Here is a 13,233-nt window from a genome sequence, read left to right as displayed (position 1 = left end):
GCGGCTCAGCGGGCGGCGGCGATGGCGGCGAAGACGGCGGCGGGGGTGGCGGGCATGTCCATCTGGCCGATGCCGTAGCGGCGCCACAAGGCATCCACCACCGCATTCATCACCGCCGGGCAGGAGCCGATGGCCCCCGCCTCGCCCGCGCCCTTCACCCCCAGCGGATTGGTGGCGCAGGGCACGTTGCGGGTTTCGAAATGGATCGGCGGCAGGTCTTCCGCCCGCGGCAGGGCATAATCCATGAAGCTCGCGGTCAAAAGCTGGCCTTCGGCATCATAGACCGTACGCTCCAGCAGCGCCTGGCCGACGCCCTGCGCCACCCCGCCATGCACCTGCCCTTCCAGCAAAGCCGGCGTGATGACGGCGCCGAAATCGTCCACGATCACGTAGGAGACAAGCTCCACCGCGCCCGTATCGGGATCGATCTCCACCTCGCAGGCGTGGGTGCCGTTGGGATAGGTGGCCTCCGGCGGGGCGAAGGCGTCCTGGGCGTTCAGCAGCTCGGGCGTGGCGGCCGGATGCACCGCCAGTTCGGCCAGCGACAGGCGACGGTCCGTGCCGGCGACTTCCACGCCGCCCGCTTCGAGCTCGATATCCCCCACATCGGCTTCCAGCGCCTCGGCGCCCAGCTCCCGCAGGTTCTGCGCAAGCCGGCGCGCCGCCCCGGCCACCGCCGCCCCACCCACCGGAATGGAGCGCGAACCGCCGGTGCCGCCGCCGGTCTTGGTGGCGTCCGTATCGCCCTGGTGCACCACGATCTGCTCCAGGGGCACTTTCAGATGGGCGGCGGCGAGATGGGCATAGGCGGTCTTGTGCCCCTGCCCGGTGGATTGCGTGCCGATGCGCAGGGAAACGGTGCCGTCGCCCTCCAGCCGCAGATAGGCCGGCTCCGGGGAACCGCCGCCGCAGGCCTCGATATAAGAGGCGAAGCCGAAGCCCCGCAGGCGCCCGCGCGCCTCGGACGCGGCGGCGCGTTCCGCGAACCCCGCCTTGTCCGCCACCTCCAGCGCCCGCGTCATGTGGCCGTCGAACTCGCCGCTGTCGTACCTGCGGCCGGAACAGGTCTGGTACGGCATGGCGGAGGGCGGGATGAAATTGAGGCGCCGCAGGTCCTCCGGCGCGATCCCGGCCTCGCGCGCGGCGGCGTCCACCAGCCGCTCGATCACATAGGCGGCCTCGGGCCGGCCGGCGCCGCGATAAGCATCCACCGGCACGGTGTGGGTGTAGACGGCCCGCACCCGCACGTGAAACACGGGAATGGTGTAGAGGCCGGGCAGCATGCTCGCCCCGCCCACCGGAATATAGGCGCCGTAATAGGCCATATAGGCGCCGAGATTGGCCAGCGTATCCACGCGCAGGGCCAGGAACCGGCCGTCCTTGTCCATGGCCAGCTCGGCGGTGGTGATGTTGTCGCGGCCGTGGCTGTCGCCCGCGAAATGCTCGCCGCGGTCGCCGATCCAGGCCACCGCCCGGTTCAGCCGGCGCGCCGCCAGCGCGGCCATGGGATATTCGCCGAACGGGAACATCTTGGTGCCGAAGCCGCCGCCCACGTCCGGCGTCACCACGCGCAGCTCCTCGCGCGGCCAATTGAGGATCTTGTCGGCGATGGCGTCGCGCAGCAAATGGCTGCCCTGGCTGCCGAGGGTGAGGCGCACGCGGCCGCCCTCCTCCACCTCGGCGAGCACGCCGCGCGTCTCCATGTAATTGGTGACCAAGCGATTGTTGACGAGCCGCACCTTCACCACCCGGTGCGCCGAGGCGAAGGCGGCAGTCACCCCCGCCTGGTCGCCCAATTCGCTGGTGAAGGCGATGTTGTGCGCCCGCTCCTCGAACAGAAGCGGCGCGCCGTCGGCGATCGCGGCTTCCATGTCGGCGACGGCGTCGCGCGGCTCCCAGTCGATCTCGACGGCTTCGGCGGCGTCGCGCGCGGCGTCCAGCGTGTCGGCGACGATGAAGGCCACCGGCTCGCCCACATGGCGCACCACGCCTTCCGCCAGCACCGGGTGATGGGGCTTCCACATATGGGCCTCGCCCACCACCGCGACGCTCGCCGCCACCGGCAGGCCGCCGCAGCCCGCGAAATCATCGGCGGTCAGCACCAGGTGAACGCCCGGCATGGCCTTGACCGCATCGAGATCGCCGAAGGCGAAGCGCGCATGGGCATAAGGCGAGCGCAGCACATAGCCCTGCAACGCCCCCGCCCGCGCCGCGATGTCCCCGACATAGCGGCCGGCGCCGGTGAGCAAAGCGGGATCTTCCAGGCGGGTGAAGGGCTGGCCGTGGCCGAACTTGAGGGCAGTCATGCAACATCGCTCCATGCGCGCCGGGCGGCGAAGGCGAAAAGGTGCGCGGCCAGCGCCCGCTCGCGACAGCGCCGCCGCGCACGACCGGCCGGCGGCGGCGCCGGCGAAGGGACAAGCGGGGCGGCGGGACACGAACGGGGCGGGACGCTCTTCGAGCAAATGGTCACCCCGCCGCCCGGGCGCAAGCGCGAGCGGCGTGGGCTGTGCGGCGCACCATAACCCTCAGGCGCGGGCGCGCGCCAGATCCGCCACCATCTGTGCCACCGCCGCGCGCGCCGCCTCCACCACCTGCGGATCGCGCGAGCGCACGACGATATTGGTGTTGGGCCCGCTCTCGTCGAAGAACGGATAGGAGCCGATGGTCGCCTCGGGATATTGCGCGGCGATGGCTTTCAGGGGCGCAGCGATATCGCCCTCGCGCGCATCGGCGCGCACGGTCTGCGACAGCATGGGCGCGTTGGAGCGCAGGGTGGGGATGATCTCCTCCAGCATCGCCTGCATGATGCGCGGCACGCCGGCCATCACATACACATTGCCGATGTTGAAGCCGGGCGCCTTGGACACCGAATTGACCACCAGCGCGGCGCCGGCGGGAATGCGCGCCATGCGCAGGCGCGCTTCGTTGAGGTCCTTCTCGGCGATATATTCCAGCAGCATGGCGCGGGCGCGCGGATCCACGTCGATGCTGACGCCGAACGCCTTGGCCACCGCGTCCGCCGTGATGTCGTCGTGGGTGGGGCCGATGCCGCCGGTGGTGAAGACGTAGGTGTAGCGCGCGCGCAAGGCGTTCAGCGCCGCAACGATGTCGTCCTCCACGTCCGAGACCACCCGCACCTCCCGCAGATCGACGCCCGCTTCGGTGAGTCGCTCGGCGATATGGCCGATATTCTTGTCCTTGGTCCGGCCGGAGAGGATTTCATCGCCGATCACCAGGAGAGCCGCGCTGACAATTTGCGCGCCGAGTGCTTCGCTCATGTCGCCTTCCCTTGCACCGCCCGATGACAATCGGCGGATTTTTGCCTAAAACTTAGCCATTGCCATTCCGCCGCAGAGGCGAAGGGTGGACTTGCTGCCATTATCTCTTCCTTGGCACGATGTTTGTACATAGGATTCGATCAAGCGGAGTGGCAGTCCCAATGCGGCGCGCGTTCGACGAGATGTCCTGTGAAGACGGCACGGTCCGTCAGGCTTATGATTCGCTCAATCGGTGGTTGAGCAAGGTTCCGCACGAGGTTCTCGACCAGCGCCGGAAGGAGGCGGAGTTCATTTTCCGGCGCATCGGAATCACGTTCGCCGTCTATGGCGAGCAGAATGCGCAAGAGCGGCTGATCCCGTTCGACATCGTTCCCCGCATCATCACCAACGAGGAATGGGGCCGCCTCGCGAAGGGGCTGGAGCAGCGCGTCAAGGCGCTGAACATGTATATCAGCGACGTCTACGGCAAGCGTGAAGTGCTCAAGGCCGGCGTGGTGCCGGAGGATCTGGTCTATCAAAATCCCGCCTTCCGGCCGGAGATGAACGGCCAGCGCGTGCCGCACAACGTCTATGTGCACATCGCCGGCATCGACATCGTGCGCACCGACCCCGACACCTTCTACGTGCTGGAGGACAATGCCCGCACGCCGTCCGGCGTCTCCTACATGCTGGAGAACCGGGAAATCATGCTGCGCCTGTTCCCCGAGCTGTTCGCGCAGCATCGCGTGGCGCCGGTGGAGAAATATGCCGACGACCTGCTGGCCACCCTGCGCTCGCTCGCCCCGCGCGGCGGCAACGAGCCCAACGTCGCGATCCTGACCCCCGGCATCTATAATTCGGCTTATTACGAACACTCCTTCCTGGCCGACAAGCTGGGCGTCGATCTGGTCGAGGGCCGCGACCTGTTCGTGAAGGACAATGTGGTGTTCATGCGCACCACCGAGGGTCCGAAACGCGTGGACGTGATCTATCGCCGCCTCGACGACGATTTCATCGATCCCCTCGCCTTCCGGCCCGACAGCGTGCTCGGCGTGCCGGGGCTGATGAGCGCCTATCTCTCCGGCAATGTCACGCTGACCAATGCGGTGGGCACCGGGGTTGCGGACGACAAGGCCGTCTACAGCTACATGCCGGACATCATCCGCTTCTATCTCGGCGAGGAACCCCTGCTGCCGAACGTGCCGACCTGGCGCTGCCGCGAGCCGGAGCATCTCGCCTATGTGCTCGATCATCTGAGCGAGCTGGTGGTGAAGGAAGTGCACGGCTCGGGCGGCTACGGCATGCTTGTGGGGCCCATGGCCGACAAGGCGCAGATCGAGATCTTCCGCGCCAAGCTGAAGCACGACCCGGCCAATTTCATCGCCCAGCCGACGCTTGCCCTTTCCACCTGCCCGACGCTGGTGGAAAAAGGCATCGCGCCGCGCCACGTGGACCTGCGGCCGTTCATCCTGACCGGCAGCGACAAGGTGCGCATCGTGCCGGGCGGGCTGACCCGCGTCGCCATGAAGGAGGGATCGCTGGTGGTCAATTCCAGCCAGGGCGGCGGCACCAAGGACACCTGGGTTCTCGACGCCTGAACCGCGGCTTCGACATGTCTCGCGGTGCCGCACCCGCGGCACCCTTCTCATCCTTCTGCCAGATGGGCTGACCATGCTCTCCCGCACCGCCGAAAACCTCTATTGGCTGTCGCGCTATGTGGAGCGCGCCGATTGTCTCGCGCGTATCCTCGATGTCGCCCAGCGCCTGTCCTACACCCCGGTGCCCGCCGAGGGGCCGACCAACGAATGGGGCTCGGCCGTGCTCACCGCCGGCTGCGCCGAGGAATTCATCGCCCGCCACGGGCCGCTGGAGGAGGCCAACGAGGACCATGTGGTCTCCTTCCTCGCCTTCGACCTCGACAATCCCAGCTCCATCCGCAACTGCTTCGAGGTCGCGCGCACCAATGCGCGGTCCGTGCGCACCGCGCTCACCTCGGAGATGTGGGACGTCATCAATTCCTCCTGGATCGAGCTGCGCTCGTTCCCCGACAAGGCGCTGAGCCGGGAGGAGCTGGCGCGGTTCCTGGCGTTCGTGAAGGAAACCTCGCTGCGCTTCGACGGCGCCACCTTCCGCACCATGCTGCGCAACGACGCCTATTGGTTCACCCGCGCCGGCGCCCATGTGGAACGTGCCGACAACACCGCGCGCATCCTGGATGTGAAATACCATGTGCTGCTGCCCGAGCAGGAGCATGTGGGCGGGCCGCTGGACTATTTCCAATGGGCCTCGATCCTGCGCTCGGTCTCCGCGCTCACGGCGTTCCACTGGGTGTATCGCGACAGCGTGAAGCCCTGGCTCGTGGCCGATCTTTTGATCCTCAACCGCGCCATGCCGCGCTCGCTCGCGAGCTGCTACGACAATCTCTCGCGCTGCCTGGACGACATCGCCGGCGCCTATGGCCGGCAGGGTCCCGCCCAGCGGCTCGCGCGAACCACCCAGGCGCGGCTGTCAAACCGGACCATCGAGGATATCTTCCAGAGCGGCCTGCACGAGTTCATCAGTGAGTTCATCACCGACAACAACAAGCTGGCCGCCGAGATCACGGAACAATATCTCGTCTGACGGCTCCCTTTGCCGATCAGGATTGGATGAGGCGAGGGCAGAACAATGCGGGTTCGCATTTACCATCAGATCATCCACAAGCTGGAACCGGGGCTGCGGATCGCCACGGCCACCATCAAGCTCACACCCCGCAATCACGAAGGCCAGCACATCGTGCGCTGGCCGCTGGACGTGCACCCCGACTGCCGCCTCTATTCCCACGAGGATGCGTTCGGCAACCTGTGCCACACCTTCTCCGTCGAGGGGCCGCTGGAGCAGATCACCTTGCTCGCCGAGGGCGACGTGGAGACCCGCGACATGACCGGCGTGGTCCGCGGCACGGTGGAGCGCTTCCCGCCGTCCCTGTTCCTGCGGCAGACCGATTTCACCGTTCCGGACGCGAAGATCGAGGCCCTGGCGGCGCAGGCGGCCGATGCCGACGGCCCGCTCGCCCAGGCCCATGCCCTGATGGCGCTGGTGCATGACGCCATCGAGGAAATTCCCGTCGAAAGCGCGGCCTTGGCGCGCGCGGCCGCCGCCGTGCTCGCGGGCGGCGAAGGCACGTCGGGGGAAATCGCCCATGTCTTCACCGCCGCCGCGCGCCACCTGCGCATCCCGGCGCGGCACATCTCCGGCTATGCGACGCAGGACGACGAGCCCGGCACCGCCCGCGAATGGGCGGAAGTGCATGTGCCCAAGCTCGGCTGGGTGGCGTTCGACTGCGGGCGCAAGGTCTGCGCCACGGAAGAGCATGTGCGGGTGGCGGTGGCGCTGGATTCCCTCGGCGTCGCTCCGGTGCGCGGCACCGGCATCAACGCCAGCACGGAAGCCACGGCCAATGCCGTCACCTATGCCGCGCGCCACGGCCAGAGCCAGAGCCAGACCCAGGAATGAACGGGGGGTGAACGGGGAATGATCCGGACACGGCACCGAACCGGCGGCGCCGCGCGGATCGCGGGCTGGCGGGTCCCGGCACCCCCGCGCCCGCCCCTTTGGGCTTGACCCCGGACGCATCCCTTGCGATGCGGGCGCACCATATCCGGCACCGGGAGGCATTCATGAGCGAGACGCCCGCCTACGATCCCGCCAATATCTTCGCCAAGATCCTGCGCGGCGAGCTGCCGGCGCACAAGGTCTATGAAGACGACCGCGCCCTGGTCTTCCTCGACATCATGCCGCGCGCCCCCGGCCATGCGCTGGTGATTCCCAAGGCCCCCGCCCGCAACATCCTGGACATCGCGCCCGACGACCTCACTTATGTGGCCCGGATCGCCCAGAAGGTCGCCAAGGCCGCGATGACGGTGTTCGCGGCGGACGGCATCACGGTGCAGCAGTTCAACGAGGCCGCCGGCGGGCAGGAGGTGTTCCACCTGCATGTGCACGTCATCCCGCGCCACGCGGGCGTCGCGCTGAAGCCGCCGGTCTCCTTCCGGGAAGACAATGCGGTGCTGGCGGACCAGGCGGCGAAGCTCAAGGCAGAACTCGCCCGGTGAGCGCGCGCCGCGCCGCCCCCGGCGCCGGCGTGCGCATCCATGCGCCGGCGCGGCTGCATCTCGGCTTTCTCGACCTCGGCGGCGCGCTGGGCCGGCGTTTCGGCAGCCTCGGCCTGACCCTGGAGGCGCCGGAAACATGCCTGCGCATCGCGGTGGCGGAGCGCGATGGCGTCGCGGGTGCCGACGCCGATCGCGCGGCGCGGGCGCGGGACCTGGTGCGCGCGGCGCTTGGCATCGACCTGCCGCTGGATCTCGTGGTCGAGCATGCGCTTCCGGCCCATGGCGGCCTCGGCTCCGGCACCCAGCTGGCGCTTTCGGTGGCGATGGGCGTGGCACGCCTTGCCGGGCGTCCGCTGGAGGTGCGCGACGCCGCCCGCCTGCTGGGGCGCGGGCGGCGCTCGGCCATCGGCATCGGCGCCTTCGAGACCGGCGGCGTGATTCTCGATGGCGGCAAGCCCCTGCATGCAACCGCGCCGGACGTGGGCGCCGCGCCGCCCATTCTCGCCCGCCTGCCGGTGCCGGAGGCCTGGCGCATCCTGCTGGTGTTCGATGCCGCGAAATCCGGCCTTTCCGGCGAGGCCGAGACCCGCGCCATGGAGACGCTCCCGCCGTTCGCCCAATCGCTCGCGGCCCATCTGTGCCATCTGGTGCTGATGCAGGCGCTGCCCGCCCTTGCGGAAGGCGACGCGGCGGGGTTCGGCGAGGCGGTCGGCGCCGTGCAGAAACATCTGGGCGACCATTATGCCGCGGCCCAGGGGGGCGGCCGCCACACCAGCGCGGATGTCGCCCACGCCCTTGCCTTTGTTGAGGAAAACGGGATTTCCGGGGTCGGCCAGACGTCCTGGGGGCCGACCGGATTCGCGATCCTGGAGAGCGCCGCGCGCGGCGAAGCGCTTTTGCAGGCGTTGCGCACCCGCTATGCTAACCGCGCGAACCTCTCGTTCGCATGCGTGCGGGGAAACAACCGCGGCGCCACGATCGTCGATCTGCCCTAGGCGGTTCGACCCTTACGGCGCGGCCACCCGCTTTCCTGTTTCCCCGGACGGAGCAAGACGGCCATGGCCACCGCCGCCCCCATTCTGCACCTGATTTCCCCCCTGCCCCACGTCAGCCCGTTCGATGTGAACATGGCGGTGGACGCCGGCTATGCCCACCTCATGCCCTATTCCAACGTGGCGCTGGAGCAGGTCCGCGACCTGACGCAGGACATGATGTTCTCCCGCGCGCCGGATGCTGCGCCGCGCACCGGCCTGTTCATCGGCGGCAAGGATGCGGGCCTCGCGCTCGACATGGCAGACGCGGCGCGGGCGGCGCTGTTTCCCCCGTTCGAGATTTCGATCTTTCCCGATCCCGCCGGCTCATTCACCACCGCCGCCGCCATGGTGGCCTTGGTGGAGCAGGAAGCCGCGCGGCGCGGCGCGCCGGGCCTTACGGGCGCGCGGGTGCAGGTCTATGGCGCCACGGGCGTCGTCGGCGGCATCGCCGCGGTGATGGCGGCGAAGGCGGGCGCGCAGGTGATTCTGGTCGGCCATCGCGACATCGCCAGCGTCGCCACCAAGGCGGACGATTTCCACGAGCGGTTCGGCGTCGCCCTCTCCGCCGTGGCGGCCCGCACCGACGGGGAAAAGCACGCCCTGGTGGGCGAGGCGGACGTGATTCTCGCCGCGGGCCGGGCCGGCGTGGAAATCCTCTCGGCCGCGCACCTCGCCTCCGCGCGGGAGCTGAAGGTCGCCGCCGACGTGAATGCGGTGCCGCCCGCCGGCATCGCCGGGCTCGGCCCCCATGACAAGGGCATCGCATTGCCTCATGGTGTCGGCATCGGAGCCCTCGCCATCGGCAATCTGAAATACCGGGTCCAGCATGCGTTGCTCCGGCGCCTGCACCAAACCGACACGGCCCTCTTCATCGGCCTCGACGAGGCCTTCGCGCTGGCCAGAGAGATGGCCGCGGCGTTGCAAACTGCGGGTTGAGCTTATGGATCTCGCCGTCATCGCCCTGTCCGCGCGGCCCCTGGCGGCGAGCGCCGCGCGCGCCGGTTTCGCGGCACTTTCCCTCGACCTGTTCGCCGATCTCGACACCTGCGCCAATGCCGCGCGCTGCGTGCGCGTGCACAAGAAGAACGGCTTCTCCTTCGACGGCGACGATCTCATCCAGGCGCTCGCCAATCTCTCGCCCCCCGGCCTGCCGGTGGTGCTCGGCGGCGGGTTCGAGGATGATACGGCGCTGATGACCCGCATCGCCGAGCGCAATCCCATCCTCGGCAACATGGCCGAGACGGTGCGCGTGCTGAAGGACCCGCTGGCGCTCGCCGCCCTGTGCGGCCATCTCGGCATCGCCTTTCCGCCCGTGACGCTGGAGGCGCCCACGGGCGATCTCGCCGGCGCGCCCCTGCTGGAAAAGAAGATCGGCGGCGCCGGCGGCAGCCATATCCGCCGCCGCGCGCCGGAGGAAACCGGCCCGCCCGCCCCCGGCCATTATCTGCAGCGCGAAGTCAGCGGCACCGCTTATTCCCTGCTGATCCTTTCCAATGGAAAAGAAGCCCTTCCCGTCGGCGCGAGCTGGCAATGGTCCCATTCCGACACCACCCATCCGTTCCGTTATGGCGGTGCGGTCGGGCCGGTGCCCCTGCCGGCCAAGCACGCGGCGGCGATCCTCGCCGGCGCGCTGCGGATCGCTACCGTGTGCGGGCTCGTGGGCCTGATCTCGGTGGATGTGCTGGTGGAAGCCGACCGCTGGTGGCTGGTGGAGATCAATCCCCGGATCGGCGCGAGCATCGACATTTTCGACGTGGACCCGATGCCGCCTTTGCTGGCGCTGCATCTGGCGGCCTGCGGCGGCAAGCTGCCGAAGGCCCTGCCGCAGCCCAAGGGCGCGACCGCCGCCGGCATTCTCTATGCCGAGCGCGACGTGATGATTCCCGCCGGCGCCTGGCCGAACCATGTGTGCGACCGCACCGCCGCCGGCACCATCATTCCCGCCGGAGCGCCCATCTGCACGGTGAAGCGCACCGCCGCGGACATGTCCGCCGCCGTCGCCCAGGTGCGCGACGGGCTGGCGGAAATGCGCCATCACCTCGGCCTGCCGCAGAGCCAGCCCGCGGCGAGCAGCGAGGCATGAGCCGGCCCGATCTTTCGCGACGCGCCGCCGCCCTGGTGAATGCGCTGATCCATGATGCCGATGCGCTGCGCCTTGCGGTCTCCACCGGGCCGCACGGCGCGCGCATCGTCGATGCCGGCATCGCCGCGCGCGGCGGGCTGGAGGCGGGACGGCGGATCGCCGAAATCTGCCTCGGCGGGCTGGGTCAGGTGGCCTTCCAGACATCGGACCGCTTCGCCCCCTGGACCACCCTCGTCACGGTGGGCACCTGCGATCCGGTGCTCGCCTGCCTCGGCAGCCAATATGCCGGCTGGCAGCTGGCGGCGGGCGATTTCTTCGCCCTCGGCTCCGGCCCCGGCCGCGCCACGGCGGCGAAGGAGCCGCTGTTTGCCGAGCTCGGATTTCGCGAACAGGGCGCGGATATCGCCCTGGTGCTGGAAACCGGCCAGATGCCGCCGGCGGAGGTGATCGCGCAGATAAGCGCCGCCACCGGGGTCGCTGGCGAGAAAATCACGCTCATTCTCACGCCCACCAGCAGCCTTGCGGGCGGCGTGCAGATTGCGGCGCGGGTGCTGGAGGTGGCGCTTCACAAGGCCCATGCCCTGCATTTTCCGCTGGATCGCATCCTGGATGGGCGCGGCAGCGCGCCGGTGCCGCCGTCGGCGCCGGATTTCATCGCCGCCATGGGCCGCACCAATGACGCGACGCTTTATGGCGGCGAGGTGCAGCTTCATGTGAGCGGCCCGCTCGACGATGCGCGCGATCTCGCAAACGCTCTGCCCAGCCGCACCTCGCGCGACCACGGGCGCCCGTTCGCCGAGGTGTTCGCCGCCTATGCGTGCGATTTCTACCGCATCGACCCGCTGCTGTTCTCGCCGGCGCAGGTGCTCGTGACCGCCGTGGAGCATGGCGTGAGCTTCACCGCCGGGGCGGTCGATCCGGCCTTGATCGCGCGCTCGTTTGCCGGCTGACGACCCATGGCCGCGGCATTCGATCCCCGAATCGCGATCTTCGCCGAGCGGGCGGACTGGCACACCCGCCGGCTCATCGCGGCGCTGAAGAAGCGCGGCCGCGCAACGCGCCTGCTCTCGCTGAAATCCTGCGGCTTCGCCGTGGGCGCAACGCCCCACGGCCTGCTGCTGCCGGGGTTCGAGGAGGCGCTGCCGCTGAGCGCCTTCGTGCGCATCATGCCCGGCGGCACGACGGAGCAGATCACCCTGCGGCTCGGCGTGCTGCACGCCCTGCGCGAATCCGGCGTCAGGGTGATGAACGATGCCCGCGCCATCGAGCGCTGCATCGACAAGAGCATGACCACCTTCCTGCTGGCCCGCGCCGGCCTGCCGACGCCGCGCACCCTGGTGCTCGAAGACCCGCAGGCGGCGCAAATGCTGATCGACGCGGCGCCGGGCGACACGGTGCTCAAACCCTTGTTCGGCGCGCAGGGGCGCGGCCTGCGCCGCCTCGCGCCGAAGGAAGCGCTGCCGGGGGCGGAGGAGATGGACGGGGTCTATTATCTCCAGGATTTCGTGCCGCCCGCGGACGCGCGCCATGCGGATTATCGCGTGTTCGTGGTGGGCGGCCGGGCGGAGGGCGCCATGCGGCGGGTCGGCAGCCATTGGATCACCAATATCCACCAGGGCGCGACCGGAGAAGCGGTGCCGGCCACCGGGGCGCTCGCCGAAATCGCGGTTGCGGCGGCGGGGGCCGTGGGGGCGCATTTCGCCGGCGTGGACCTGATCGCCGATGCGTCCGGCCGCCTGCTGGTGCTGGAAGTCAATTCCATGCCCGCCTGGAGCGGCCTTCACGCGGCCACCGGCCTGGACATGGCGGCGCCGCTGGCCGCTTTGCTCGCCGGCGAAAGGGCGATGGCGTGACGCCGGAGCGCGCCGCCCGCCTGTTCGAACGCGCCTGCCGGGCCGAATTGCAGGCGCTGAAGCCGGGAAACGTGCATGTGCATGCGGCCGGGCACGGCATGGAGGTCGGCACGTTCGAGCGCGCGGCGGCGGCGGCCGCGCCCGCGCTCACGGCGCCCAGCAATTCAGGGCTTGGACTTGGGTTTGGGCTTGGGCTCGGCATCGGCGCGCGCATCGAAGGGGCGGTGTCGGCCTCGCTTGCGGCGGCGGGCTGCAACGCCAATCTCGGCATCGTGCTGCTGTGCGCGCCGCTGATCCATGCCGCCCTTTCGCCCGGCCCCGGCGATCTGCGCGCGCGGCTTGAGGCGGCGCTGGAGGCGCTCACGGTGGAAGACGCGGCCTGCGCCTTCCGCGCCATCGCCGCCGCCAATCCCGGCGGGCTCGGCGCGGCGCGCGCCGATGTGCGCGCCCCCGCCGCCGTCACCTTGAAGGCGGCCATGGCCGAAGCTGCGCCCCGCGACCGCATCGCGTTTCAATATGTTCACGGCTTCGCGGACGTCTTCGAGATCGGCGGCGCGCGGCTTCACGGCTGCGGGGACCCGTTTGCCCCAGAGGCGGTGCAGGCGGTCTATCTGGATTTCCTCACCGCCTTTCCCGACAGCCATATCGCCCGCAAGTTCGGCTTGGACGCGGCGCAGGCGGTGATGGAGGAAACCCGCGAGACGCTCCGCCTCATGGCCCCGCTCAAGGGGGAGGCGCGGCACATCTCCCTGCTGGCCTATGATACGTCCTTAAAAAAGCGCGGCCTCAACCCCGGAACCAGCGCCGACCTCACGGTGGCGAGCGTGCTCGCGCACGCCCTGGCACGTGAGGGCCTGGAGCGTGAGGGACTGGAGCGTGAGGGACTGGAGCGCGACGGCCATGGCTGAA

The 13,233-nt window shown here is 69.5% G+C and carries 12 protein-coding genes; 10 read left to right on the top strand and 2 right to left on the bottom strand.

Annotation, left to right across the window (positions count from 1 at the left end; genetic code table 11):
- Window positions 1-5: 5 nt before the first annotated feature.
- Together V5F84_RS11780 and V5F84_RS11775 are read right to left on the bottom strand one after the other, a co-directional pair.
- On the bottom strand, window positions 6-2,306 hold the full coding sequence (locus V5F84_RS11780; RefSeq protein WP_394045549.1) for a xanthine dehydrogenase family protein molybdopterin-binding subunit: 2,301 nt from the start codon (window positions 2,304-2,306) through the stop codon (window positions 6-8).
- Between the two features lie 222 nt (window positions 2,307-2,528).
- Entirely contained in the window at window positions 2,529-3,281 is a 753-nt protein-coding gene (locus V5F84_RS11775) for a competence/damage-inducible protein A (RefSeq protein WP_394045551.1), read from the bottom strand.
- A 161-nt stretch (window positions 3,282-3,442) separates the two neighbouring features.
- On the opposite strand from V5F84_RS11775, the gene V5F84_RS11770 reads away from it, so the two are divergent.
- The 10 genes from V5F84_RS11770 to V5F84_RS11725 all read left to right on the top strand — a co-directional run bounded on the left by V5F84_RS11770 (window position 3,443) and on the right by V5F84_RS11725 (window position 13,232).
- On the top strand, window positions 3,443-4,858 hold the full coding sequence (locus V5F84_RS11770) for a circularly permuted type 2 ATP-grasp protein (protein WP_394045553.1): 1,416 nt from the start codon (window positions 3,443-3,445) through the stop codon (window positions 4,856-4,858).
- A 73-nt stretch (window positions 4,859-4,931) separates the two neighbouring features.
- The gene (locus V5F84_RS11765; protein WP_394045555.1) at window positions 4,932-5,882 is read left to right on the top strand and encodes an alpha-E domain-containing protein; all 951 of its coding nucleotides are present in this window, start codon (window positions 4,932-4,934) and stop codon (window positions 5,880-5,882) included.
- A 45-nt stretch (window positions 5,883-5,927) separates the two neighbouring features.
- Window positions 5,928-6,755, top strand: coding sequence for a transglutaminase family protein (locus tag V5F84_RS11760; protein WP_394045557.1), 828 nt, complete (start codon window positions 5,928-5,930; stop codon window positions 6,753-6,755).
- 164 nt (window positions 6,756-6,919) lie between these two features.
- On the top strand, window positions 6,920-7,354 hold the full coding sequence (locus V5F84_RS11755) for an HIT family protein (RefSeq protein WP_394045559.1): 435 nt from the start codon (window positions 6,920-6,922) through the stop codon (window positions 7,352-7,354).
- Window positions 7,351-8,349 (top strand): beta-ribofuranosylaminobenzene 5'-phosphate synthase family protein, encoded by a 999-nt coding sequence (locus tag V5F84_RS11750; RefSeq protein WP_394045561.1) that lies wholly within the window; start codon window positions 7,351-7,353, stop codon window positions 8,347-8,349. The genes V5F84_RS11755 and V5F84_RS11750 overlap by 4 nt, the downstream gene beginning before the upstream one ends.
- Window positions 8,350-8,412: 63 nt before the next feature.
- The gene (locus tag V5F84_RS11745) at window positions 8,413-9,324 is read left to right on the top strand and encodes an NAD(P)-dependent methylenetetrahydromethanopterin dehydrogenase (RefSeq protein ID WP_394045563.1); all 912 of its coding nucleotides are present in this window, start codon (window positions 8,413-8,415) and stop codon (window positions 9,322-9,324) included.
- Between the two features lie 4 nt (window positions 9,325-9,328).
- Window positions 9,329-10,471 (top strand): ATP-grasp domain-containing protein, encoded by a 1,143-nt coding sequence (locus tag V5F84_RS11740; protein ID WP_394045565.1) that lies wholly within the window; start codon window positions 9,329-9,331, stop codon window positions 10,469-10,471.
- Entirely contained in the window at window positions 10,468-11,421 is a 954-nt protein-coding gene (gene mch, locus V5F84_RS11735) for a methenyltetrahydromethanopterin cyclohydrolase (protein WP_394045567.1), read from the top strand. Before V5F84_RS11740 ends, mch begins: the two co-directional genes overlap by 4 nt.
- A 6-nt stretch (window positions 11,422-11,427) precedes the next feature.
- On the top strand, window positions 11,428-12,324 hold the full coding sequence (locus tag V5F84_RS11730; RefSeq protein ID WP_394045569.1) for an ATP-grasp domain-containing protein: 897 nt from the start codon (window positions 11,428-11,430) through the stop codon (window positions 12,322-12,324).
- A complete protein-coding gene (locus V5F84_RS11725) occupies window positions 12,321-13,232 on the top strand; it encodes a triphosphoribosyl-dephospho-CoA synthase (protein ID WP_394045571.1) in 912 nt (303 codons plus the stop codon). Before V5F84_RS11730 ends, V5F84_RS11725 begins: the two co-directional genes overlap by 4 nt.
- Window position 13,233: the final 1 nt, after the last annotated feature.

This window comes from Roseixanthobacter liquoris, from assembly GCF_043195135.2.
In the GTDB taxonomy this organism is placed as follows: Bacteria; Pseudomonadota; Alphaproteobacteria; order Rhizobiales; family Xanthobacteraceae; genus NCEH01.
The sequence above is the reverse complement of the archived record's forward strand: the minus strand, read 5'-3'. Positions and strand labels throughout refer to the sequence as shown.

What these genes read in the sequence shown, in the direction of transcription:
- V5F84_RS11780 (WP_394045549.1), bottom strand. Translation starts at nt 2,306, where the DNA reads ATGACTGCCCTCAAGTTCGGCCACGGCCAGCCCTTCACCCGCCTGGAA.
- V5F84_RS11775 (WP_394045551.1), bottom strand. Translation starts at nt 3,281, where the DNA reads ATGAGCGAAGCACTCGGCGCGCAAATTGTCAGCGCGGCTCTCCTGGTG.
- V5F84_RS11770 (WP_394045553.1), top strand. Translation starts at nt 3,443, where the DNA reads ATGCGGCGCGCGTTCGACGAGATGTCCTGTGAAGACGGCACGGTCCGT.
- V5F84_RS11765 (WP_394045555.1), top strand. Translation starts at nt 4,932, where the DNA reads ATGCTCTCCCGCACCGCCGAAAACCTCTATTGGCTGTCGCGCTATGTG.
- V5F84_RS11760 (WP_394045557.1), top strand. Translation starts at nt 5,928, where the DNA reads ATGCGGGTTCGCATTTACCATCAGATCATCCACAAGCTGGAACCGGGG.
- V5F84_RS11755 (WP_394045559.1), top strand. Translation starts at nt 6,920, where the DNA reads ATGAGCGAGACGCCCGCCTACGATCCCGCCAATATCTTCGCCAAGATC.
- V5F84_RS11745 (WP_394045563.1), top strand. Translation starts at nt 8,413, where the DNA reads ATGGCCACCGCCGCCCCCATTCTGCACCTGATTTCCCCCCTGCCCCAC.
- V5F84_RS11740 (WP_394045565.1), top strand. Translation starts at nt 9,329, where the DNA reads ATGGATCTCGCCGTCATCGCCCTGTCCGCGCGGCCCCTGGCGGCGAGC.
- mch (WP_394045567.1), top strand. Translation starts at nt 10,468, where the DNA reads ATGAGCCGGCCCGATCTTTCGCGACGCGCCGCCGCCCTGGTGAATGCG.
- V5F84_RS11730 (WP_394045569.1), top strand. Translation starts at nt 11,428, where the DNA reads ATGGCCGCGGCATTCGATCCCCGAATCGCGATCTTCGCCGAGCGGGCG.